This is a genomic window from Streptomyces sp. NPDC020742 (assembly GCF_040641675.1).
Lineage (GTDB): Bacteria > Actinomycetota > Actinomycetes > Streptomycetales > Streptomycetaceae > Streptomyces.
Genome location: NZ_JBFAEA010000002.1, coordinates 666915 through 689684, shown reverse-complemented (window position 1 = coordinate 689684; position 22770 = coordinate 666915). Strand labels below are relative to the sequence as shown.

Here is a 22770-nt window from a genome sequence, read left to right as displayed (position 1 = left end):
CCGACGACACCCGGAAGGAAGGGCCCGTGCCCACCGAACCCACCCTGCCGAGCGGGCGCGCCGCGTCCGCCGGCCCCGCCCCGGCCGCCGCGCCGGGCGGGCACCCGGGGCCCTCGGCCGGTCTGCCGGCGCTCGTGGCGTGGCACGCCGAACGGGCGCCGCACGCCCTGGCGGTGGCGGACGGCGACACCACGCTGACCTATGCGCAACTGGCCGGCGCCGCCCGCACCCTGGCCGCGCGGCTGCACCGGCACGGCGTCCGCACCGGCGATCCGGTGGCACTGCTGATGCCGCGCTCCGCCCGCACGGTCGTCGCCCAACTGGCGCTGTGGTGGGCGGGCGCGGTGTGCGTACCGCTGGACCCGGCACATCCGCGGCCTCGTAGTCGGGCGCTGAGCGCGGACGCGGGGGTGACCCTGACCGTCGGGGACGCCAAGCTCCTGGAGTCGGCCGCTCCGGCGGGCCCCACCCTCGTCCTGCCCGAGGAGCCGCTGGCGGACGGGCCGGTGGACGAGGAGCCCCTCACCGGCGCGGCGTTGGCCGGTCAGATGCTGACCGGTGCGGCCCGGGCCGGAGAGGCAGGGGCCGGAGAGGGGGTGACCGGTGGGGCGTCGGCCGGTCGGGCGCTGCCGGCCGCCGCCCCGACCGCGGGGGCCGAACCCAGCCAGGACGCCGCCGCGTTCATCATGTTCACCTCCGGCTCCACCGGCCGGCCCAAGGGCGTGGCGGTCACCCACCGGGCGATCGCCGAGCTGGTCACCGATCCGGCGTACCTCACCCTGACCGCCCGCGACCGGGTGCTGTTCCACTCGCCGATGACCTTCGACGCCTCGACGTTCGAGGTGTGGAGCGCCCTGGCCAACGGCGCCGCGGTGGTGGTGTGCACGGTGGAGCGGCCCTCGCTGGAGGACCTGGCCCGGGAGGCGGAGCGCTACGGCGTCACCGTGGCCTTCTTCACCACCGCGCTCTTCCACCAGCTGGCGGTGCGCCGCTCCCGGATCTTCGCGCTGCTGCGCACGGTGGTGGTGGGTGGCGAGGCGCTGGCCGCCCACCACGCCCGTGAGGTGCTGCGGGCATTCCCGTGGCTGGAGTTGGTCAACGGCTACGGCCCGACGGAGACCACCACCTTCGCCACGGCCCACCTGGTGACCGACGCGGACTGCGACGGGCAGGTGCCGATCGGCCGGCCCATCGCCGGGGCGACCGCGCACGTCCTGGACGGTACCGGCCGGCCGGTGCCGGACGGCGAGCGCGGCGAACTGTGGGTCGGCGGCAGCCGGCTGGCGCTGGGCTACACCGGGCGGCCGGAGCTGACCGCCGAGCGCTTCACCGAGCACTCCGAGTGGGGACGCCTCTACCGGACCGGCGATGTCGTCTCGCGCCGCGCCGACGGCGTCCTCGATTTCCACGGCCGGACCGACGACCAGGTCAAGGTGCGCGGCTTCCGGATCGAGCCCGGTGAGGTCGAACACGCGCTGCGGGAGCAGCCGGTGGTGGCTGATGCGGCCGTCACCGTGCACCGCCCCGCCCCCGACGACGCCCGGCTGATCGCCTTCGTGGTGGCCGCACCCGGGCCGGTGCCGCGTGCGCAGGCCCTGCGCAACCGGCTGGCCGAGGTGCTGCCGGCCCATCTGGTACCGGACGAGCTGACCGTCGTCGGCGAGCTGCCGCTCACCCCGTCCGGCAAGGTGGACCGCCGGGCCCTGACCGCCCCGGAAGCCGCCGCGGACGGCGCCGACGCCCCGGCCGGGGCGCTGACACCGCTGGAGCAGGCCGTCGCCGACCTGTGGAGCCGGTCCCTGGGCCTCGCGGTGACCTCCGCGGACGCCGACTTCCTCGCCCTCGGCGGGCACTCGCTGCTCGCCCTCGCGGTCACCGACGACCTCCGCGAGGAACTCGGGGTCGAACTGACCCTGGCCGACTTCTTCGCCGAGCCCACCGTGGCGGGCCAGGCCGCCCTGGTCGAACGGGCGCTGCTCGCCGCCGACCTCACTCCGGAGGCCACCGATGTCCACTGACCGTTCCACCGCTCCGGCCCGCCAGGAGGAGCTGCTGCGCCGGGCGCGCGCCCGGGCCGCCCACCCCGCACCCCACGGCGCTGCGGCCGCCGTGTCCCAGGGCCCGGCGCCGCTCTCGCACGCCCAGCGCCGGATGTGGCTGATGGACCGGATGGGGCCGGGCGGCTCCGCGTACAGCGTGCCGTTCGCCACCCGGCTGCGCGGTCCGCTCGAGGTGGACGCGCTGTCCGCCGCGCTCACCGCGCTGGTACGCCGCCACGAGATCCTGCGCACCCGGTACGGGCAGCGGGACGGCGAGCCGTACCAGGAGGTGCTGCCGGCGCCGGCGGCGATGGAGGTGCGGGTGGTCACCGCCGGGGCCACGGAGGCGGTGGCGCTGGCAGAGGCCGAGGCCCGCCGCCCGTTCGACCTGTCCGCCGGGACGCTGCCCCGCGCACTGGTGGTACGGCATACCGAGCAGGACCACACCGTTGTGCTGACGTTCCATCACATCTCCATCGATGGACCGTCGTTGGAGACCGTTTCTGCGGAACTGGGGGAGCTCTACGCGGCCGCCCGGGCCGGGCGGGGGCCGCAGCTCCCGGAGCCCCCGCAGTACGCGGACTTCGCCCGGCGCGAGGACCGGGCCGGCGGCGACCGTCTCGACGAGGGGCTGCGCCACTGGACCGGCCGCCTCGAAGGCGCCGCTCCACCGCGGCTGCCCGGCCTCGCAGGGCCGCCCGCCGACGCCGCCGACCGGCCCGCCGGGACGCACACCACGGACCTGGACCCCACGGTGCTGACCGCGCTGCGCGAACTGGGCCGGCAGCACCGGGCCACGCTGTTCACCGTGGCGCTCACCGCGGCCTTCGCCGCCCTGCACCGGGCCACCGGTCAGGACGACCTGGTGATCGGCATCGCCGGTACCCACCGCCGGGGCGCGGCCATGCGCGGCCTGGTCGGACTGTGCGTCAACACCCTGCCGCTGCGGGTGGACGCCTCGGGTGACCCGTCCTTCGCCGCCCTCCTGGACCGGGTGCGGGACGCGCTGCTCGATGCCCAGCAGTACCGCGAGGTGCCGTTCGACCTCGTCCTGGAGCGGCTGGGGGCCGCGGCCCGCGGTACGGATGGAACGGCGCTGGTCCGGGTGACCGCGGACGTCCTCGGCGAGCCCACCGCCCTGGAGTTGCCGGGCGCGGTGGGGGAACACCTGGAGGTCGGCGCCGGCGGGGCCAAGTTCGACCTGTCCTTCGGCCTGAGCGACACCGGCCGACCCACCGCACTGGTGCAGTACCGGCGCACCGCGCTGGACGACCCGACGGCGGCCGGGCTGGCCGCGGCCCACGCGGCACTGCTCACCGCGGTCGCGGAGGAGCCCGCCCGCCGGCTGTCCCAACTGCCGGCTCCCGCCCGGCAGCTGTCCCCACTGCCGGTCCCCGCGCACCGTACCGGCCCCGCCGCCCACCCGGCCGAGGCGCTGTTGTGCGCGCACCCCCGGGTCGCCGAGGCCGCGGTGGTGGCACCGCCCGGCAGGCCGCTGCTCGCCTATGCGGTCCTTAGGGAGGCCATCGGCCCGTCACCCGCGGTCCTGCTCTCGCACCTGAGGGCCCGGCTCACACCGGATCTGGTGCCGGCCGCGGTCACCCTGCTCGACGTCCTGCCGAGGACCGCGGACGGCGCGGCCGATCCGGCGCGGCTGCCCGGCATTCCGTCCCTGCCGGCGCCGGACGGGCCGCACGCCGAGGCGGTCGGCGGGGCCTTCACGGCGCTGCTGGGCCGCACCCCCGCGCCGGACGACGACTTCTTCGCCCTCGGCGGCCACTCGCTGCTCGCCGTCAAGCTCGCCGAACGGCTGCGCCGCGAGCTGACCCTGCCGCTGACCGGCCTGGACATCATGCAGGCCCGCACCCCGCGGGCGATCATCGCGCTGCTGGACGACCGGGCCGCACAGCGGGCCGCGACGCCGACCCGGACGGCCGCCCGGCCGCCGCGGGCACGGGCCGGCACCGTGCTGGTCACCGGCGCCACCGGCGGCGTCGGCGCTTTCGTCCTGCGGGAACTGGCCGCCCGGGGACGCCCCGTCCTGGCGCTGGCCCGCCCCGAGTCCGCGCATCTGATCGCCGCCGAGGGCGTGGACGTCGTCGAGGGCGACCTGACCGATCTGGACGGGCTGCGCAAGGCGGTGTGCGAGGCGGACGCCGTCATCCATGCCGCCAGCACCTTCACCCGCCCCGAGGTCGACGTCGCGGCCGTGGAGGCGATGGCCGAGGCCTGGTCACAGGGGCACTTCGTCTTCGTCAGCAGCGTGGACGCCTACGGGCACCCGGCCGGCGGGGCGGTGGCGGAGGAGTCCGCCTCGTGCGCGCCGCTCAGCCCGTACGGCCGGGCCAAGGCCGACTGCGAACAGCTGCTGCTGCGGGTGGCCGGCACCGGCGGCCGGGGCGGCGCGAGCGCGGTCCGGTCCCCGCTGGTGTGGGGCCCGCACGACCGGCTGCGCGACCAGTTGCGCTGGGGCGCCACCGGCCGGCTCTACCAGGCCGCGCAGGAGGGCCGGCCGCTGGAGGTGCCGCGGCCGGGCACCGGCGGCCACGACTGGTACGGCGCGTCGTGGGTGCACGCCGCCGCGCTGGCGCGGGCGGTGGTGTCGTGTCTGGACGCGCCGGTGCACGGGGTGGCCAACGCGGTCAGCGGCCATGTTTCCTGGCGGGACCTCGCCGCCGACCTGGCCCGACTCCTCGGCAGCGACAGCCCGATCGGTGAGACCGACGAGGTCCATCCGGATCTCGACCACCACTGGCACTACCAGGCCGACCGGCTGGCCCGGCCGCTGCGCCCGCTGCCCGGCGAGGACCGGCGCTCCGTACTGACGGCCATGGTCGGCTCCCCGCCCGGGCGCTGACCCCCTGGGCCCTGTCGTCACACTCCCGTCGTTCGCCCGCGGGGCGGGAGGGAGTGTGACGACAGGGCGCAGATGGCTGCGGTGCCACCCGGACCGCAGCCACCCTCCGCGGGCCTCCCCGCTCAGCCGGCCGGTAGCGTGCCGGCCCGGTTGGCCCGCAGCGCGGCGAACACGGCCCAGACGACCGAGACCAGCGGTACGGCCACGACCGCGCCCAGCACGCCCGCGGTGACGCCGCCGCAGACCACCGACAGCGCCACCACCACGGGGTGCAGCCGGACCGCGCGGCTCATCACCAGGGGGTGCAGCACATGCCCTTCGAGCTGGCCGATGACCACGATCAGCAGGATGACCACCGCCGCCACGATCGGCCCCTTCGCGGCCAGCGCGACCACGGCGGCCACCGCCAGCGCCACCGGCGAACCGACCAGCGGGACGAACGCGGCGAAGAACTCCAGCACGGCAAGCGGCACCGCGAGCGGTACGCCCAGGACGAACAGCGCCACCCCGACGAGGACCGCATTGGTCGCCGCCACCACCACGATGCCGCGGGTGTACCCGGTGAAGGTGGTCCAGGCGGTACGTCCGGCGAGGTGCACCGGGTTGCGCCCGTTCGTCGGCAGTTGGCCGCCGAACCATCGCCACATCCGGTCGCCCGAGTGCAGGAAGCAGACCGAGCAGAACAGCGCCAGCGCCACTACGGTCAGCACCTCCACCAGCCGGTCCACCCCACTGAGCGCAGTGCTGATCACCGTCCCGCGGTGGCTGGACACGAACCGGGAGACCCACTCCTGCACATGGGACAGCGTGCCGCCGCGCAGGTGGAGCGGCGGGCCCTGGAGCCACCGTTCGATCCTGGTCACGCCGCCGCCGAACTCCCGGCGCAGCCCCGCCCACTCGCCGGCGACGTTCGCCCCGATCAGGCTCAGCACGCCGAACAGCAGCAGCGCGCTGCACAGCAGGCCGACGGTGACCGCCGCCCAGCGCGGCATGCCCCGGCTGAGCAGCCGGATCACCGGCTCCAACAGCGCGGTCAGCACCAGGGCCAGGAACACCGCCAGGGTCACCAGGTGGAACCGCCCAAGCGCGACGAACACCGCGTAGACGGCGGCACCCACCACGATCAGGCGCCATCCGTACGCGGCCGCCGTCCGCAGGACCGGGGAGACCGCGGCGGCGTCACCGACCGCGCCCGGGTCCACGGACCGCCTGCGGCCCGCCGGGCGGCGTCCGCGGGCGCCGGTCCGCTCCGCGCGCAACGCACCGTGAGCGTGCAGCCGGCCCCCGCCCCGGTGTGCGCCGGACGAGGGAACCCGCTTCCTGCCGGACCCATTCCGCATACCAGGACGAGCTAACCCCTGCGCATGGGCTTCGAACGCGGTGCGGCGGGCTTTCCCCCGAAGGCGTGCGGGCCGGTGGAATCAGTCGTCCGCCCGCTGCCGGCTCAGCATTCCCCGGCGCAGTTGCTTGATGATGCGGCTGAGCAGCCGGGACACCTGCATCTGGGAGATCCCGAGTACGGCACCGATCTGAGCTTGGGTCATTTCCTGGCCGAAGCGGAGCTCCAGGATGTAGCGGTCGCGTTCACCGAGCAGCTGCAGCAAATGGGACAGGGTGCAGCGGTCCTCGACGGATTCCGTTGCCGGGTCGGTTTCGCCGAGAAATTCAGCGAACGACCGCCCGCCGGTGCCCAGCGCCTCCTCGCCGTCGCTCGACATGTCCAGGGACACCGCGGAATATCCATTTCCGGCGATGATGCCCTCGATCACCTCGTCCTCGTCGAGCTGTAGGTGGTCGGCGAGCTCCTTGACGGTGGGATCGCGGTTCAGCACCACCGAGAGCCGTTCCATGGCCTGGGCCAGCACCACCCGGAGCTCCTGGAGCCGGCGCGGGACGTGCACCGCCCAACTGGTGTCGCGGAAGAACCGCTTGATCTCGCCGAGGATGTGCGGAATGGCGAAGGCCATGAACTCGGTGCCCCGGTCGGGGTCGAACCGGTCGATGGCCTTGATCAGGCCGATGGTGCCGACCTGGACGATGTCCTCCATCTCGTCGCCGCGGCTCCGGTAGCGACCGGCCGTGTAGCGGACCAGCGAGAGGTTCATCTCGATGAGCGTGTTGCGGACGTACTGATACTCGGGTGTGCCCTCCTCCAATTTCTGGAGCCGGTCGAAGAACAGCGGTGAGAGGGCTTTTGCGTCATGCGGCGCGACGCTGCCGGCGTCCACGATCCGGGGAAGTTCGGATTCTGCCGTCTCATTTCGCGGTGCGGTCACACCGCGGGCCCGGTGCAGTTCCGAGTCGGAAGCCCTCATGCATTCCGTCTTCATGGTCCACCTCCGGAATTCAGGCTGTTTGACGCAGCCTGTTTCCCGTGGCCGGGGAGCTTATGCGTCAGGCCCGGCAATTCCACCTGCCGAGGGAGCGCGACCGGCGGAAGGAGCGGCTCTGCCGGCTCCCCGCAACACCGTGCACCCCTCGCTGCCGGACTTCGGGTTCAGCCTCGTGCGCGGATTGACGGAGTGTGACCCGGGTAGGAGGCCTGCTGCGACCGAGGAGGCCCTGCCGCAGGTCAACGCAGCGGCCGGGCCTCGCACCACAAAGATCGCAAGAAAGGACTGAACTCTCCGTGAACAGCATCTGGGCTTACCCGGCAGAGATCGGCCAGCAGCACCAGCCCCTGACAGGGTTCTCCGTCACCGGCCGCGACGGCGTGATCGGGCATGTGGACCGCCAGATGGACCGGCCCGGACGGCAGCACCTGGTGGTCGACACCGGAATGTGGATCTTCGGAGAGAGCGTGCTGGTACCCGCCGGTTTCGTCACCGGCATCGACCACGCGACACGGACGGTCACCGTCGACCGCTCCAAGGACCAGATCCATGCCGCGCCGCGCTTCGTCACCGACAAGCAGACCTCCGACTCCTCGTACCTCGCGGAGGTCGGGGCGTACTACGCGTCGCTCGGAGTTCCGGTGGCCGGCTGACACCGGCCCGGTCACAGCACGGCAGCGGCGTGGCGGCCCGGTGGCCGGCACCGCGCGACATCCTCGCGCGGCGCGCCACCGGGCCGCCCCCATTCCGGCCAGGCAAACGAGGTGAACGTGATGAGCAGCACGACGGACCTGCACCGCAGCACCGCGCCGACGGCGCACCTGGTGACGCTGGACAGTCGCCCACAGGCGGCCGGGATCGCCCGGGACGCCACCACCCGGTTCCTGACGTCCCTCCAGCCACCGGTCGACCGTCACGCGGTGGACACGGTGGTCCTCGTCGTCTGCGAGCTTGTCACCAACGCCGTACGGCACGCCCCCGGCCCCACCTGTTCGCTGCGGCTGGCGGTCTGCGGCGACGCCGTCGCGGTCGCGGTGAGCGACGCCGGCACCACCCCGCCGGTGGGCCGGGTCCCGGACGTCGAGGGCGACACCGGCGGCTTCGGCTGGCCGATGGTCCAGCAGCTCGCGCTCGCCACCTCGGTGTGCCGGACGCCCCAGGGCAAGACCGTGCACGCCCTGCTGCCCTGCCGCCGACACGGCGCGCCCCGCACGACCCCGGCGCTACGGGACAGCCGTTGAACGACACGTTTTAGGCCCTGTCGTCACACTCCCGCCTGCCCTCCTGTCGTTCGCCCGGAGGGCAGGCGGGGGTGTGACGACAAGGCCTAGCGTGCCGGCGCGGCCGGCGGGTTCAGCCGGAGCGCCAGTGCCAGGGTGTCGTCGGAGTGCAGGATGAGGGAGTGCATATCGTCCGCGATCGCCCCCGGGATCTCCCCTATCGGGCGCCCGCGGTTTTGTTGGGCGCTCTCGATCAGCCGGCGTTCGCCCTCCAGCGGGTCCCGGCGGCTCTCGGTGAGCCCGTCGGTGTAGAGGACGAGCAGGTCCCCTTCGTCCAGTCGGGTGCGTAGCACCCGTTCGCTGCCGGGCAGCGGAAAGCCCACTCCCCGCCCGCGGACCTCCAGGTACTGCGCGGTCCCGTCCTGACGTACCACCAGCGCCGGTGGGTGGCTGCCGTTGGCGAGGTGCAGCTCACCGGTGGCGGGGTGCAGCCGGGCCAGCAACACCGTCGCCATGAGGTCGGGGTCGAACGGCGCGAGGATCTCGTGGGTGCGGGCCACGATCGACTCCAGCGGGTGCCCCTCCAGGGCCAGCGTCCGGACCGCATGGGTGACGTTGAGCGCGCTGCGGGTGCTGCGCACGCCGTGGCCGAGGGCGTCGACGATGGTGATGTGGGCGGTCCCGTCCGGCAGCATGAACCAGTCGTAGAGGTCGCCTCCGGTGGGTGCGTCGGTGCCCGCGGGGGCGTAGTGGACGGCGACTTCGAGGCCGTCGATGGTGATCGGCGGCGGCCGCAGGGCGTCTTCGAGTTCACGCAGCGTCTGGCCGTGCGCCTTGCGGAGCTGTTCGTCCCGCTCCTCCAGCTGGACGTAGAGGGCCAGCACTCCGCTGTTGGTCTCGGCGAGTTCGTTGGTCAGTCGGCGCTGTTCGGCGACCAGGGCGTCCACCCGCGCCAGTGCGGCCCGCAGCTCCTCCTCCAGCGCCGCCGATGCCGCGTCCGCGGTGCCGGCGTCGGCGCGGGGTAGGGGGGACTGCTCGGGCCGGCCACCGGACGCGCACAGCGGGACGCGCCACACATGGGCGCCGTCGGAGCCGGTCCGGGCGGGCAGCGGCAGTTCGGTGGCGCGCTGCGGGCGAAGGGCTCCGGGGGTACGGAGCGTGACGACCAGTGAGGGGCTGGACCGCTCTGCCTCATCGCCTTCGCGGGTGGCCTCCAGCGTCACGGCGCGGCCGGCGTCGAGCGCGGCGCCGGCCGATTCGCTGACGGCGAGCACCAGCCGCGCCCTCGTCTCGACGGGCAGCGCACTCGATTCGGCGAGCCCCCGGACGGCTTGCTGCAGGGCCGTGAGGCTGTGGAGGACGTGTGGGGTCACGGATTTCTCTGGTAGAGGTTGGCGGCGAGGACGGTGGCGTCGTCCCTGGTACGGCGGTGGCCGTGGGCCAGGGCCGCGGCGAGCAGGGGCGGGGGCAGTCGCAGCAGGAACGGCGGCGGGGTGTGGGCCCACCGGTGGTCGATGCCGTCGGTATGCAGCACGGCGGTGGTACCGGGCTGCATGGGGATGTCCCGGACCCTCGGCCGCGGCAGGTTGAGGCCGGCCACCCCCGGCTGCCCGGTGATCCGGTGGTGGACGTCGTGCGGGTCGACGGTCAGGGCCCGTACGTTGCCCACCCCGCAGTACTCCGCCCGATCGGGATGGAGCCGCAGCAGTCCGACCGCGGCGCCCCGGGTGTGGCGCAGGGCGCGGTGGATCGCGTCGAGGAGGTCGGGCAGCGGGCCGTCCGACAGCCGGCCGAAGGTGCGCAGGGCCAGTTGTGCGGCCTCGGCGGCCAGCGGGCCGTGCCCCAGACCGTCGACGACCACGGCGGTCCGGGCGTCCGGGCCGTCCGCCACCGCGCAGGCATCGCCGCTGTCCCGCTCCGCCACGGCCGGCAGGCACACCGCGCCGACGTGCTGACGCTCCGCCGCCCGCTCCCCCGGGTCGAGCCGAGCCCAGGCCAGGGTTCCCGACGGCGCCACGCTGCGGATCGCGAAGGCCGTGGCGATCCGGCTGACCGCACCCAGGCCGGCGCCCAGGGTGTGGGTGGTGGTGTAGCCGTCGGCGAGGCACTGCTGGAGTTCCGGCATCCCCGGGCCCCGGTCGGCGGCGAAGATCTCCACGCCGTGGCCGAGCGGGGTCCGCTGGATGAACAGGGCGCCGTCGACCGCGTGTTTGGCCAGGTTGCTGCCGAGCTCGGAGGCGATGACCGCGGCCTGGTCGGGCAGCGGGCCGGGCAGCTCGCAGCGCCGGGCGACCGCCCGGGCGGTCTCCGCGGCCACGTGCACCGCGCTGTAGTGGTCGATGGGGATGCACGCGGTGGGCGGCGTGACGGGGAAGGTCACCGGTCGGCCCACCGGGTGGCGATCACCGTCGTCCCTCCACCGGCCGCGGTACGGATGTCGAACTCGTCCATCAGCCGCCGTGCGCCGCCGAGGCCGTGTCCGAGGCCGGAGCCGGTGGTGTAGCCGTCCGCGAGCGCCGTGGCGACGTCGGCGATACCGGGTCCGGTGTCCGCGACGGTCAGCCGGAGCCCCACACTGCCCCGCTTGGTCGGATAGTCGATGGTCAGCGTGCCCCCGCCACCGTGGACGTACGCGTTCCGGGCGAGCTCGCTGGCGGCGGTCACCACGCGGGTCTGGTCGACGATGCTGAAGCCCACTCGACGCGTGGCCGCGCGCACGGCGTGCCGGGCCAGCAGCAGATCCTGTTCGCTGCGCACGGGATGCGTCGAGGTCACGGCGTCGGCATCGGCATCGGCATGCTCGTCGTCACCGAGCACCGCGGTTCCACCGGGATCACCGAAGCCGGTCACGGCGCCCCTCTCCACCCGGTGGTCCGCTCTGGTGCCAGCCCAGGGTCGCCATGCCCTGTTCGGCGTTGAGCGCGGTCTCCACGCCGGTCAGCTGGAGCCCCAGCTCGACCAGGGTGATCGCCACCGGGGGCCGCATGCCCGCCACGATCACCCGGGCGCCCAACAGGCGTGCGGTGGTGGTGAGTTCCATCAGCGTGCGGGCCACGAAGGAGTCGATGATCTCCAGCCGCGAGATGTCGATCAGGACACCGCGGGCCCCTTCGGCGGCGATGCTCGTGGTGAGCTCGTTGGTGAAGAGGACGGCGCCCTTGTCGTCGAGTTCGTTCAGGAGTCCGGTGACCAGGACGTCCCCCAGCCGCAGGATGGGGACTCCGGTCGTCGCCAGCGGGCTGGTCATTGGCCCGCCCCGGGGGCGGCCAGGGCCGGAGCGGCGTCGGTGAGCTGGACCGCGGTGGCCAGCGCGTCGGCGAGGGTGGCCCGGGTCAGGATGGTCGACAGGTCGATGCCGAGCTGGGCGATGGTCTGCGCGATCGGCGGGCGGATGCCACTGATCACACAGTCCGAGCCCATCAGTCGGACGGCGTTGACCGTCTGCATCAGGTGCTGGGCCACCGCGGTGTCCACCGTGGGGACGCCGGTGATGTCGATGATGGCGACCAGCGCCTCGTGTTCCTGGATGGCCTCCAGGAGGTTCTCCATGACGACCTGGGTGCGGGTGGTGTCCAGGGTGCCGATCAGCGGGACGGCCAGCACCTGGCGCCACAGCCGCACGACCGGCGTGGACACTTCGAGCAGCTGTCGGCTCTGCCGACGGATGATCTCTTCCCGGCCGTCGACGTAGGTCTCGAAGGACAGCGCTCCGGCGATGTCCAGCAGACGGTTCGTCAAAACGGCCGCCGCAAAGAGCTCGTCGGTGTCCCGGGTGTGCCGCTGGACGGCTTCCAGCAGGGCTTCCTTCAGGGCGAGCACCGCCAGTGACGTGACGGTGGGGCTCACTCCGCGCTGGGCCCGGCGCAGTGACAGTTCGGTCACCGCCTGCCGCAGCTCGCGGTGGGCGGTGAACACCCGGTCCACCGGGAGGTCCCCCTCCAGCCCCTCGCGCAGCGCGCTCAGCAGCCCGTCGGCCTCCTCGCGCAGTGCGCTCTCGCCGACCCCTTGCCCGGAGGCCGCCTGCGCCAGCTGCAGCTGGACCCAGCGATCGGCGATGTCGTCCGCCTCCGCGCGCAGCGCCCCCGCGATACGGTTGCGTGCCGTCGCCTCGGTGGTACTCAACCCACAGTCCCTTCTTACGGATTGCCGGAGCGTTTCGTCCCTCGGCAGATTGCCGGGGCGGTTCGCCCCACGGCGTGCGATCCGTGCGGCCCGGTCACAGCCGCACACGATCTTCATCTGCCGCCCGGCAAATGTTAGCGAGTGCAGTCAAGTATCAGGATGCCCAGTTCACGCCGGTCCGATCGCAAGACGGAACGTTTTCCCGCGGGTCGGGGACGGAACGGGCCTTCTTGGTACGAAGAGCCGTTCCCACCGTACGCACGGTGGAGCCGAACGGCGGGCGGCGGGTGCCCACTGCACCCTCGAAAGGGAGACGGCACCCGTCCGATCGCTGACCCGAGGGTGCAGGGGGCCGCACACCGACCGCCCCCACCCCTCTGCCGATTCACCCCGAAACATCCGATACCCGTGGTTTTCTTCACCCGTTCGGCATGCCGGAAGGGACCTTCCCGGGCTCCGGGCGCCCCGGCGAAGATCACGATGATGCCTCGCTCCTCCTGCCGAGGTGCCGAGCGGCCGCCGTTCCTTCTATCGTGGGCGGCTATCCGGCCGTCCGGACCGCTGTCCACGCCTCATCCCGACGTTCACCAAGGAGCGCCGTGCCACCACAGTCGGAGGCCACCCCGCCAGCGCAGATCGCCGTGCGGCAGGACCGGGAGGCTCAGGTCATCTCCGTCGCGGGCCATCTGGACCTGGACACCGTCGGGCCGCTCGACGAGGCCCTGCAACGGGCCGCGAGCGAGGGCCCGCACCCCGTCGTCATCGACCTGTCGGGGACCGATTTCGCCGACTCCTCCGCGGTGAACGTCCTGCTGCGGGCGTACTCCACACTCGGGACCGGGCTGCGCCTGGTCGCGCCGTCCCCGTTCCTGCAGCGGCTGTTCACCCTGACCGGACTCGACGGGGTGCTGCCGCTGTACCCGAGCGTCCCGAAGGCAGTGGGCGCCGACGCCTGAACGGGCCTGCACCGCCCCGGTACCTCGCGGGACGGAGCCGCTTCCCGTGCATGGCATGCTGGCAGCCATGCCTGCTGACTCTGCGGCCGTGATCACCCACTCCGTCGAGGACGAGGTGTGGGTGATCCGGATCACCGGAAGCCTCGACCACGACAACGCCGAACTGCTCGGTGAGGCGCTGACGCACCCGGATGCGCCCCGTACCGTGGTCGATCTGTCCCGCACCGAGTTCGCCGACTCCACGTTTCTGCACGTCCTCCTACAGGCTCAGCGGCAGCACGACGGGCAGGGGCGGCGGCTCGTGGTCGCCGGGCCGTTCCACACGATCGTCCGTCGACTCTTCGAAGTGACCGGCACGGAGGGCTACTTCACGCTCGCCGAGGACGTGCCCAGTGCGCTCCGCGTCTGATCACCGGGTGCGGAACATGGTTCGGATTCGGCCACTTCGGGGTAGCGGCCCGACATACGCGGAGGCCAAGACCGGTGGCGCGCCGCACAGCACGGCTGGAGGTGAAGGCGTGACGGATACCCAGTGGGTGCCGGGCAGGGCGGCGGAGGCGCGCGACCGTGTGCGCGACCTGCTGCACTCCTGTCCCGACGCCCTCGACGACCTCGCCCTGGCCGATGCCCTGCTGGTGACCTCGGAGCTGGTCACCAATGCCCAGCGGCACGGCGGCGGGCTCGCCGGCTTCACCGCCACCCTCCACGACGGTCACCTACGCCTCGTCGTGGCCGACCACAGCCCTGCCCACCCGGTGAGCGCGCCGGACCGCACCGCGCAGGCGATCGGCGGGTACGGCTGGCCGCTGGTGCGCCGGCTCGCGGCCCGTGTGGACGTCCTGCCCACCCCGGGCGGCAAGGCCATCCACGTCGTCCTGGCGCTGCGGCGCACCCCCGCCGGCTGATCACCGAGCAGCTCCGGCGCCCCGCCCATCGGGCGGGTTCGGCGCCCTCCGGGCCGTACTGCCCCCGAGGCGGCCGGAGCCGGCCGGGCCCCGGGGAACGTGGTGGCCGACCTTGCCGTTCCATCGAGGACCGGAGCAGCGGTGCGCCTGGCCGCTCAGCGGCGAAGGGGGGGACGTACGGGGTGGTCGCTGCGTCACACGCGGCGCGGGCGGCGGTCGCGGTAGCCGGGCCAGGGCTCGACGATGTCGACCCGCACGCCCCCGCGGTGCAGTGCGGCCACCTCGTCGGCCGGGGTCCCGCGGTCGGTGACGACCCGGTCGTCGCAGGTGACGTCACCGTAGGCGTGGGTGGCGGTCTTGCCGAACTCGGTGTGGTCGACGAGCAGGAGGGACCGCGGCGATGTCCGCGCTCAACCTCGGCGCCGGGGCCAGCACCTTCGCCGGACCGGCGGTCGTCGCCGTCGCCCTAGGCCCGCCGGGGTGGCGGGCATCGTATGGACCTTCGCGGCGGCGCACCTGGCGACCGCGGTCGCGATCCGCTTCCGCACCCCGGAGCCGGAGCCGGCCCCATACTCCGGCGCACCGGCGGCCCCTGACGGCGCGTCGCTTCCGGCCGGCCGAAGCTGACCGGGCGGCGCACGCCGTGAGACTCCATGATGGGGACGTCGGGTGACCGCGCGCTCACAGCCCGCGCGGTCCCTCGTGCACCTGGGGGGCTCCGCAGCGAAAGGAACGCCCATGCCCGCTCGCCGTCTCCTCACGGCCGCCGCCGTCGCGCTGGCGACCGCCGTCCCCGCCGCCGCTGCCGCCGCCCCGGCCGGCCCCGTCCGACTCGCCGGCACCACCGAGGTCCCGGTCGAACGGGGCACCGCCCGCTTCCGGCCGTCGCCCGATCTGCGTACCGCGCTGCGGGCCAACGGGGTGGTTCTCGCCCGCATCGGCGCCGAGCGGCGCGGGGCCGCACGGCGCTCCTCCGGGGGCTTCACCCTGCGGCTCACCGGCGGAGCGGTCACCAGCGGCGGCGGCAAGCTGGGCGGTGAACTCCGGTTCGGCCGGGCCGGTATGGCGCTGATCCGGAACGGCACACCGCGGCGAACCGTACGGCTCACCCGGATCGAGGTGAACCTCGGCCAGGGCGTCCTGACCGCCGCCCGTCCCAACGGCACCCGGATCACCGTGGGCACCTTCCGCCGGCCGGCCACCGACTCCGCACTCGATGTCCGGACCCGGACGGTGCGCATGAACCTGGTCATCAGAGCCACCCCGGCCGTCGAGGGATTCGACGCGGCGCTCGGCACCCGCGCCTTCGCCGCCGGCCGGTCGCTGCTGCACGCCCGCATCGTGGCCCGACTCGACCGGACGGCCGACCTGCGCACCGCGCTCAACCTGGGCCGGAGCGGACGGCCGGCCGACTAGGAAGGTCGTACGGGCCGGGCCCCGCTCCCCGGTCCGCACCGGTCCGAAGGAGACACCCCGGTCGGGCGCCCGCCGGCGCCCGCCACCCTCCTCACTGGACGGGGCCGGCACCGTCCGGCGACGGCAGGAGGACCTCCACCCCCTCGTCCAGCCCCGCCGGCAGCGGACGGGTGTGGACCAGGCCCAGCCGCTGGGTGGCACGGGTGAGCGCGACGTACAGGTCACTGGTCCCGAGCTCGTGCGGCTCGGCCACGATCACCGCGTCGAACTCCAGGCCCTTGGCCTGCCGGGGGTCGATCAGCACCACCGGGCTGGTCAGGTCCGGGGAGGCGCCGACCGAAGCGTCGGGCAGGGCGGCCCGCAGCGCCTGGTGACAGGAGCGGGGGGCGATCACCGCCAGGCGGCCGGTGCCCGCGCTCTCCCGGGCGACCGCCTCGGCGACCGCGCCGGGCAGGTCGTCGGTGCGGTGCGCCCAGGGCGCCGTCCCCGTCGAGCGGATCGAGCGCGGGGGCCGGAAGGCGGGGTCAACGGACCGCGGCACCCGCGCCGCGACCTCCATGATCTCGGTCGGCGTGCGGTAGTTGACGCCGAGCCTGACGTGGTGCCAGCGGTCGTCGACGTACGGCGTGAGGATCTTCTCCCAGGAGCCGCAGCCGCCCGGCTCCGCGGTCTGCGCCGGGTCGCCGACCAGGGTCATCGAGCGGGTGGGGCAGCGGCGCATCAGCAGGCGCCACACCATCGGGGACAGCTCCTGTGCCTCGTCGACGATGATGTGCCCGAACGCCCAGGTGCGGTCGGCGGCGGCGCGCTCGGCCGCGCTGCGGTGGTCGGCCTCCTCCTGCCGGTCGGCGAGGTGTTCCGCGTCGACCAGGTCGTGTGCGGCCAGGACCTCGGATTCCTCGTCGTCGCGGTCCTCGAACTCCTGGGTGCGTGAGCCGTACGACAGGTCGAGCACGCCCTGTGCGTAGTCGATCAGCTTCTGGCGCTCGGCCTCGGCGGCGGCCCGGGCCGCCGCGTCGTCCTCGCCGAGGAGTTCGGCGGCCTCGTCCAGCAGCGGGATGTCCGCGGGGGTCCAGCCGCCGGCCGCCCCGTCGGGCCGACGGATCGCCGCCGCCTCGGCCTCGGGCAGGTGGACCGGTTCGGTGAGGAAGTCGGCGACCAGCTCCTGTGGGGTGAGGACCGGCCACAACTCCCCGATGGCGCCGTGCACTTCGGGGCTGGTGGCGATGGCCTTGCCGAGCTGCGCGATGTCGTCGGGGCCGAGCAGGTTCGGGCCGCCGTACGGGTCAGCGCCGAGCCGGTCCACCAGTTGCGCGGTGAGCGCGTCGATGAGGCGGAAGGTGAAGTGGGGGCGGGCGAGGTTGTGCGGCAGCCGGGTCTCGCGGGCCTGACGCCGCGCCTCGTCCGCCATCTCCTCGGTCAGCCGCAGTTCGCCCTCGTCGTGCTCGATCACCGTCTCGCCGTGGGGCAGGGTCTGCCGGTCGCGCACAAAGCGCGCCAGGGCGTCGGCCATCGCCAGCCCGCCCTTGACCGCGGCCGCCTCGGGGGTGTCGGTCGCGGTGGCGGTCACGCCCGGGAAGAGCTCGCCGGGGGTGGCGAGCAGGACGCCGGTCTCGCCGAGCGAGGGCAGCACCTCCGAGATGTACCCCAGGAAGGCCGGGTTGGGGCCGACGATCAGCACGGCCCGGCGGGCCAGTTGCTCGCGGTGGGCGTAGAGCAGGTAGGCGGCGCGGTGCAGCGCGACCACGGTCTTGCCGGTGCCGGGGCCGCCCTCCACCACCAGGACGCCGCGGTGCGGGGCGCGGATGATGCCGTCCTGGTCGGCCTGGATGGTCTGCACGATGTCGTGCATCCGTCCGGTGCGCGCGGCGTCCAGGGCGGCCAGCAGCACGGCGTCCGCATCGCTGCCCTCGTGCCCGGTGCGAACGGTGTCGGTGAGGTCCAGGATCTCGTCGTGCAGCCCGGTGATCCGCCGGCCCCGGGCGGAGATGTGGCGTCGACGGCGCAGCCCCATCGGGGTGTGTCCGGTCGCGAGGTAGAAGGGGCGCGCGACCTCGGCCCGCCAGTCGAGGACGAGCGGGGTGCGGTCCGGGTCGTCGCGCCGGATGCCGATGCGGCCGATGTGGTGGTCACGTCCGTCGCGGAACACCAGCCGGCCGAAGCACAGCCCGTTCTCCCCGGCATCGAGGGCGGCCAGCAGGGCGGACTGCTCGACGACCGACACATCGCGCTCCAGCCGCGCCTGGGCGTGGTTGCCATCGCGCGGCAGGGTCTCCCGTACCGCGGTGACGGCTCCGTACCGCATTTCGGCCAGGCGGTCATAGAGCAGGTCGGTGAATTCCTGCTCGCGGCGCAATTCCTCGTTTGACAATTCAACTCCGCTCGGATAAACTTCGGTTAGAAATTTGGGGCTATGCCTTGCAGTAGCGAGACATAGAAGCACCCAATATATGCAGAGGAATTCCCCGGACGCCAATTCGTTTCGGGGTTTTTTCATGCGCCGGGAACGCGCGGAGCCGGCCGGGCACCTTCCTCCCCACGCGCGACCGCCGGGCTCACGGGCTGGCCCTGTGTCCGGATATACCCGACATACCACCCCGAACTCCGGCCCTCCGACGCACGGACCGTACCGACGGATGATGGGCGTGCCACGTTCCGGACCCGTTCAACTGGCGGCCACACCTGGCGCGCACTCTTCGGAATGAGAGATTCCGATTGGTGACACCGCGGTGGCCGGTCCCCCTGCCATCGCACGGAGGGCCCATGGCCGGCATCGAGACCACCACCCACCGTCGTAGCTTCCTCCTCAGCTCTGGTGCCGCCCTGGCCGGCACCGCCGCCGCATTCGCGCTCCCCAGCCAGCGGCACAGCGCCACCCCGCGCCCGGGCACCGGGCAGGCACCGGCCGTAGCGCGCGCCTCCCGTGGCGGCGGACGGCGGGCGGCACCGTACGGCGTCACCACGCTCGACACCACCGCGCGGCTGACCGGCCGCGGCGGCTACCGGCACCTCACCGCCGGCCCCGGCTGGCCGCTGGTCGTACGGGGCGAACTCGCCGCCGCCGGGGGCGGGCGGCAGGACCGGCGGACCGCACTGGCCTGCTTCGTCCAGGTCACCGATCTGCATGTCTGCGACGTCCAGAGCCCGTTGCGGACCGAGTACCTGCGCGCCGGGTCGGCCGGATCCTGGCGGGCCCATGAGGCGCTGTCGGTGGCCGGCGCGGTGTCGCTGGTGGAACAGGTCAATGCGCTCCGGGGCGGCCCGCACACCGGCCGGGCGCCGGCGTTCGTGATGTCCACCGGCGACAACATCGACAACCACTCGATGGTGGAACTGGAGTGGTTCCTCACCCTGATGAGCGGCGGCCGGATCACCCCCAACACCGGCGACCCGACGTCGTACGAGGGCGTGCAGAACAGCGGTCTACCGCTCTACTGGCATCCGGACGCCCCGCTGCGCGACCAGGACAAGAAGCGCGGCCTGCCGCGGATCCCCGGGTTCCTCGACGCCGCGATACGCCCGGTCACCAGCCCCGGGCTACGTATCCCCTGGTACTCCACGCCCGGCAACCACGACGACCTGCCCGGCGGCTGCCTGGCCCCCAACGACCCCGTGCTCGGTGACTACATCGTCGGCGCGCGCAAGCTGTTCTCCGTACCGGACGCCGATGTGGCGGCGTTCAACCAGGTGCTCAACACCGGCGACGACCCCAAGAGCACCGTTCTCAAGGAGATCCTGCGACGTAACGCGGCCGGAGCGCGGACGGTGACCGCCGATGAGCGACGGCGGCTGGTCACCCCGCACAGCTACCTCCGCGCCCACCTGGACCCGGCGTTCGCCGGCGCGGGGCCGGCCGGCCATGGGTACACCGAGAACCACCTCGACAGCGAGCGGATGTACTACACCTTCCCGATCGCGGACGGCGTCCTCGGCATCAGCATCGACACCACCTACCGCAGCGGCCACTTCGAGGGCTCCCTGGGCACCGAGCAACTCCGCTGGCTGGAGCGGACCTTGGCCGCGCACAGCGCCCTCTACTACGACGCGGACGGCAGACCGGTCCGCAATCCGGCGGCCGACGACGCGCACGTCCTGGTCTTCAGCCACCACCACAGCCCCAGCATGACCCGGCGCCCGGACGCGGCCCGCACGGACGAGGTGCGGCACGACGGCGCCGAGGTCATCGCCCTGCTCAACCGCTTCCCCAACGTGGTGGCCTGGCTCAACGGGCACAGCCACATCAACCGCATCACCCCGCACCCCCACCCCACCCCCGCACGGTCCTTCTGGGAGGTCAACACCGCCTCCCACGTGGACTATCCGCAGCACGCCCGGCTGCTGGAACTCGTCGACAACCACGACGGCACGCTCTCCCTCTTCACCACCCTCGTGGAAGCCGCCGCCCCCTACCGCGGGGACTTCGACGACCTGTCGTCCGTGGGCTTGGCCTCCCTCTACCGAGAGCTGTCCTACAACACCCCCGGCCTCGCCACCGGCCTGCCGTCCGGCGGCATCCACGAGGCGATGGCGGGCCGGCCGGCCGACCGCAACACCGAGTTGCTGGTGCGCCGGGCGTGACGGCCTGACAGTCGGGCCGAAAGGTTCCCCCCACACCGGCCCGGCGCGCAGCGGGCCGGTGGACGCCGACCGGCCCGCCCCCTACCCCCCTACCTGAGAGCCAGTCGGCACATGCGCTCCTCAGTGGGACGCGGGGCAGGGAGGGTGATCCCTAGCTTCGGTACCGGAAGCACCACCGGCTTCCGGTACGGAAGGAACCCACCCCATGGCGTCCCGCCTGCGTCCCCCACGTCTGCTGCGCACCCTGCTCGCCGCGCTCGTCGCCGCCTCGGTGGCCGTACCCGTCGCGGGTGCGGCGCGTCCGGCGGCCGTTCCGGCGCCGGCCCCGGCCGTGCTCGCCCCGCTGCGGGACGCCACCGCATCCGCACTGACCGCGCGGTACGCGGCCAACCGCGAGGGGATCCGCGCGGCCGAGCGGACGGCCGCCCGGCACGGGGACCGGGCGCGGGCCGCCGCACTGCGGGCGATGACCGCTCCGGCACGGCGGTTCCTCACCTTCGACGGCCGCGGCGGGGGCCGCACCGCCGAGGTGTTCGGCGACCTGGCGCGGGCCGGGCGGATAGCGGTCCTGGTGCCTGGCTCCGACACCAGCCTCGACCGCTACGAGCGCCTGTGGGCCGGGGCGGAGGCGCTGCACCGGCGGCTGGGCGACCGGGCCGCCGTCATCGCGTGGCTGGGGTACGAGACGCCGGGCACCCTGAGCGCCGATGTGGTGACCCCGGCCCGCGCGGACGCCGCGGCGCCTCAACTGCGCAGGTTCATCGAGGAGTTGCGGACGGCTCGGCCCTCGGCCCACCTCGCCGTGCTGTGCCACTCCTACGGCTCCGTCGTGTGCGGCCGGGCCGCGCCGGGCCTGGCGGTGGACGACCTCGTGCTGTACGGCAGCCCCGGTGTCGGCGTCGACAGCGCCGCCGCGCTGCACACGCGGGCCCGGGTGTGGGCCGGGCGGGGCGGCTCCGACTGGGTGGCGCACGTACCGCACGGTCGGCTCGAACTCCCCTTCGGCACGCTGGGGCTGGGGGCCGACCCGGTCGCGCCGGCGTTCGGCGCCCGGGTCTTCCCGGCGGGCTGCGGCGGGCACAGCGCCTATCTCTCCCCCGGTTCACTCTCCCTGGCCAACCTCGCGCGGATCGTCACCGGTCAGGCCCCGGTCGAGGAGGGCCGCCGTGCTGCGTGACCTCGTCCGGCGGATCGACGCCGCGACCCCGACCAGCCGGGACCGTGCCCTCGACGCGCTGCGGGCATGCGCCATCCTCGGCGTGGTGCTCGGGCACTGGCTGGTGACCGCGCTGATTTCCGACAGCGGGACGGTGCACGTCGCCAGCCCGCTGCACTATCTGCCGCAGCTCACCCCGGCTTCCTGGGTGTTCCAGACGCTGGCGGTGTTCTTCATGGTGGGCGGGCTGGTGGGGGCGCGCGGTCACGCCGCGGCCCGCGCCCGGGGCACCACCTATCGGACGTGGCTGGCCGCTCGGTTGTCCCGGCTCTTCCGGCCGGTTGCGGCCGTGCTGGCGGTGTGGTGCGTGGTCGCGGTGGCGCTGCTCGCCTCCGGGGTGGGCGTGGCGACCGTCCAGACGCTGGGCAAACTGGTGCTGTCCCCGATGTGGTTCCTGCTGGTCTTCGCGGCGTTGACGGCCGCGACACCGCTGGTCGCCCGGCTGCACCCGCTGTGGCCACTGGCCGTCGTCCTCCATGTCGATCTGGTGCGCTTCGGCCTGGGCGGGCCCGCCTGGCCGGGCTGGATCAATGTGGCCGCCGGGTGGCTGGTCCCGTACTGCCTGGGCGCGGCCCGGGCGCGCGGGAGTCTGCGGGACCGCCGGACCGGGTGGGTGCTGCTGCTCGGCGGCGCCGCCACCACCGTCGCGCTGGTGCTGTGGGGCGGCTATCCGGCCTCGATGGTCGGGGTACCGGGGGCCGCGGTCTCCAACCTCAACCCGCCCACGCTCGCTTCCGCCACCTTCGGGCTGGCCCAGTGCGGGGCGGCGCTGCTGCTCCTCGGGCCGCTGCGGCGGATCCTGCGGCGCCCTGCGGCGTGGGCAGCGGTGGCGCTGCTGAACCTCTCGGCGATGACGGTCTTCCTGTGGCATCAGACCGCGATGATGGCGGTGACCGCGGTCGGTCTCCTCGCGGGCGCACCGCTGCCCGGCCTGCACACCGTGCCGGACGGCGGCGGCTGGGTGCTGGCCCGGCTGTTGTGGCTGCCGGTGTTCGCGGGGGCCCTGCTGGTGTGCTGGGCGGCGTTCCGGATCCACGAGCAGGGGCGGCGGCACCGCCGCGGCCGCACCCGGGTCGTGCGGGAGGGTCGCCCCGCCACCGCGGCGGGAGCCGAGCGTGTCTAAGGTGA

Annotated in this window: 19 protein-coding genes; 11 read left to right on the top strand and 8 right to left on the bottom strand. The window is 73.8% G+C overall.

Translation table 11 applies throughout. The features are described from left to right. Nucleotides 1-26: 26 nt before the first annotated feature. On the top strand, nucleotides 27-2018 hold the full coding sequence (locus tag AB0G84_RS07130) for a non-ribosomal peptide synthetase (RefSeq protein WP_361316580.1): 1992 nt from the start codon (nucleotides 27-29) through the stop codon (nucleotides 2016-2018). Beyond that, nucleotides 2008-4896 carry a condensation domain-containing protein gene (locus AB0G84_RS07125; RefSeq protein WP_361316577.1) on the top strand — a complete coding sequence of 963 codons (2889 nt, stop codon included), beginning with the start codon at nucleotides 2008-2010 and terminating at the stop codon, nucleotides 4894-4896. The genes AB0G84_RS07130 and AB0G84_RS07125 overlap by 11 nt, the downstream gene beginning before the upstream one ends. Before the next feature lie 122 nt (nucleotides 4897-5018). On the opposite strand, the gene AB0G84_RS07120 is transcribed toward AB0G84_RS07125, so the two are convergent. After that, nucleotides 5019-6098: an AI-2E family transporter gene (locus AB0G84_RS07120; RefSeq protein WP_361316575.1), complete on the bottom strand. Its 1080-nt coding sequence runs from the start codon at nucleotides 6096-6098 to the stop codon at nucleotides 5019-5021. Between the two features lie 219 nt (nucleotides 6099-6317). Further along, complete coding sequence (locus AB0G84_RS07115) at nucleotides 6318-7211, bottom strand: SigB/SigF/SigG family RNA polymerase sigma factor (protein WP_361316572.1); 894 nt, start codon at nucleotides 7209-7211, stop codon at nucleotides 6318-6320. A 314-nt stretch (nucleotides 7212-7525) separates the two neighbouring features. On the opposite strand from AB0G84_RS07115, the gene AB0G84_RS07110 reads away from it, so the two are divergent. Together AB0G84_RS07110 and AB0G84_RS07105 are read left to right on the top strand one after the other, a co-directional pair. Beyond that, nucleotides 7526-7882, top strand: coding sequence for a PRC-barrel domain containing protein (locus AB0G84_RS07110; protein WP_361316569.1), 357 nt, complete (start codon nucleotides 7526-7528; stop codon nucleotides 7880-7882). 120 nt (nucleotides 7883-8002) lie between these two features. After that, complete coding sequence (locus tag AB0G84_RS07105) at nucleotides 8003-8470, top strand: ATP-binding protein (protein WP_361316566.1); 468 nt, start codon at nucleotides 8003-8005, stop codon at nucleotides 8468-8470. 86 nt (nucleotides 8471-8556) lie between these two features. Here the strand turns inward: AB0G84_RS07105 and AB0G84_RS07100 are convergent, their stop codons facing one another. The 5 genes from AB0G84_RS07100 to AB0G84_RS07080 are packed head-to-tail and all read right to left on the bottom strand — an operon-like array spanning nucleotide 8557 to nucleotide 12571. Next, nucleotides 8557-9822 carry a PP2C family protein-serine/threonine phosphatase gene (locus AB0G84_RS07100; RefSeq protein ID WP_361316563.1) on the bottom strand — a complete coding sequence of 422 codons (1266 nt, stop codon included), beginning with the start codon at nucleotides 9820-9822 and terminating at the stop codon, nucleotides 8557-8559. Further along, a complete protein-coding gene (locus AB0G84_RS07095; RefSeq protein WP_361316560.1) occupies nucleotides 9819-10829 on the bottom strand; it encodes a SpoIIE family protein phosphatase in 1011 nt (336 codons plus the stop codon). Before AB0G84_RS07095 ends, AB0G84_RS07100 begins: the two co-directional genes overlap by 4 nt. Next, nucleotides 10826-11266, bottom strand: coding sequence for an ATP-binding protein (locus tag AB0G84_RS07090; protein ID WP_361316884.1), 441 nt, complete (start codon nucleotides 11264-11266; stop codon nucleotides 10826-10828). Before AB0G84_RS07090 ends, AB0G84_RS07095 begins: the two co-directional genes overlap by 4 nt. A 16-nt stretch (nucleotides 11267-11282) precedes the next feature. Beyond that, on the bottom strand, nucleotides 11283-11696 hold the full coding sequence (locus AB0G84_RS07085; protein ID WP_361316557.1) for an STAS domain-containing protein: 414 nt from the start codon (nucleotides 11694-11696) through the stop codon (nucleotides 11283-11285). Further along, nucleotides 11693-12571 carry an STAS domain-containing protein gene (locus AB0G84_RS07080; RefSeq protein ID WP_361316554.1) on the bottom strand — a complete coding sequence of 293 codons (879 nt, stop codon included), beginning with the start codon at nucleotides 12569-12571 and terminating at the stop codon, nucleotides 11693-11695. Before AB0G84_RS07080 ends, AB0G84_RS07085 begins: the two co-directional genes overlap by 4 nt. Before the next feature lie 599 nt (nucleotides 12572-13170). Here AB0G84_RS07080 and AB0G84_RS07075 point away from each other — a divergent pair. The 4 genes from AB0G84_RS07075 to AB0G84_RS07060 all read left to right on the top strand — a co-directional run bounded on the left by AB0G84_RS07075 (nucleotide 13171) and on the right by AB0G84_RS07060 (nucleotide 15848). Then, on the top strand, nucleotides 13171-13527 hold the full coding sequence (locus AB0G84_RS07075) for an STAS domain-containing protein (protein WP_361316552.1): 357 nt from the start codon (nucleotides 13171-13173) through the stop codon (nucleotides 13525-13527). A gap of 67 nt (nucleotides 13528-13594) precedes the next feature. Continuing rightward, nucleotides 13595-13936, top strand: a complete 342-nt coding sequence (locus AB0G84_RS07070; protein ID WP_361316550.1) for an STAS domain-containing protein — start codon at nucleotides 13595-13597, stop codon at nucleotides 13934-13936. A 109-nt stretch (nucleotides 13937-14045) separates the two neighbouring features. Beyond that, nucleotides 14046-14432 (top strand): ATP-binding protein, encoded by a 387-nt coding sequence (locus AB0G84_RS07065; RefSeq protein WP_361316548.1) that lies wholly within the window; start codon nucleotides 14046-14048, stop codon nucleotides 14430-14432. Between the two features lie 738 nt (nucleotides 14433-15170). Next, on the top strand, nucleotides 15171-15848 hold the full coding sequence (locus AB0G84_RS07060; RefSeq protein ID WP_361316546.1) for a hypothetical protein: 678 nt from the start codon (nucleotides 15171-15173) through the stop codon (nucleotides 15846-15848). Between the two features lie 91 nt (nucleotides 15849-15939). Here the strand turns inward: AB0G84_RS07060 and AB0G84_RS07055 are convergent, their stop codons facing one another. Next, nucleotides 15940-18204 carry an ATP-binding domain-containing protein gene (locus AB0G84_RS07055; protein ID WP_361316881.1) on the bottom strand — a complete coding sequence of 755 codons (2265 nt, stop codon included), beginning with the start codon at nucleotides 18202-18204 and terminating at the stop codon, nucleotides 15940-15942. A gap of 407 nt (nucleotides 18205-18611) precedes the next feature. On the opposite strand from AB0G84_RS07055, the gene AB0G84_RS07050 reads away from it, so the two are divergent. The 3 genes from AB0G84_RS07050 to AB0G84_RS07040 all read left to right on the top strand — a co-directional run bounded on the left by AB0G84_RS07050 (nucleotide 18612) and on the right by AB0G84_RS07040 (nucleotide 22765). Further along, nucleotides 18612-20426, top strand: a complete 1815-nt coding sequence (locus tag AB0G84_RS07050; RefSeq protein ID WP_361316544.1) for a TIGR03767 family metallophosphoesterase — start codon at nucleotides 18612-18614, stop codon at nucleotides 20424-20426. A gap of 205 nt (nucleotides 20427-20631) precedes the next feature. After that, nucleotides 20632-21603, top strand: a complete 972-nt coding sequence (locus AB0G84_RS07045; RefSeq protein ID WP_361316542.1) for an alpha/beta hydrolase — start codon at nucleotides 20632-20634, stop codon at nucleotides 21601-21603. After that, nucleotides 21596-22765, top strand: a complete 1170-nt coding sequence (locus tag AB0G84_RS07040; protein WP_361316878.1) for an acyltransferase — start codon at nucleotides 21596-21598, stop codon at nucleotides 22763-22765. The genes AB0G84_RS07045 and AB0G84_RS07040 overlap by 8 nt, the downstream gene beginning before the upstream one ends. Nucleotides 22766-22770 lie beyond the last annotated feature (5 nt).

Coding starts and splice junctions, on each gene's coding strand:
- AB0G84_RS07125 (WP_361316577.1), top strand. CDS start 2,008: ATGTCCACTGACCGTTCCACCGCTCCGGCCCGCCAGGAGGAGCTGCTG.
- AB0G84_RS07115 (WP_361316572.1), bottom strand. CDS start 7,211: ATGAGGGCTTCCGACTCGGAACTGCACCGGGCCCGCGGTGTGACCGCA.
- AB0G84_RS07105 (WP_361316566.1), top strand. CDS start 8,003: ATGAGCAGCACGACGGACCTGCACCGCAGCACCGCGCCGACGGCGCAC.
- AB0G84_RS07085 (WP_361316557.1), bottom strand. CDS start 11,696: ATGACCAGCCCGCTGGCGACGACCGGAGTCCCCATCCTGCGGCTGGGG.
- AB0G84_RS07070 (WP_361316550.1), top strand. CDS start 13,595: ATGCCTGCTGACTCTGCGGCCGTGATCACCCACTCCGTCGAGGACGAG.
- AB0G84_RS07060 (WP_361316546.1), top strand. CDS start 15,171: ATGCCCGCTCGCCGTCTCCTCACGGCCGCCGCCGTCGCGCTGGCGACC.
- AB0G84_RS07050 (WP_361316544.1), top strand. CDS start 18,612: ATGGCCGGCATCGAGACCACCACCCACCGTCGTAGCTTCCTCCTCAGC.
- AB0G84_RS07045 (WP_361316542.1), top strand. CDS start 20,632: ATGGCGTCCCGCCTGCGTCCCCCACGTCTGCTGCGCACCCTGCTCGCC.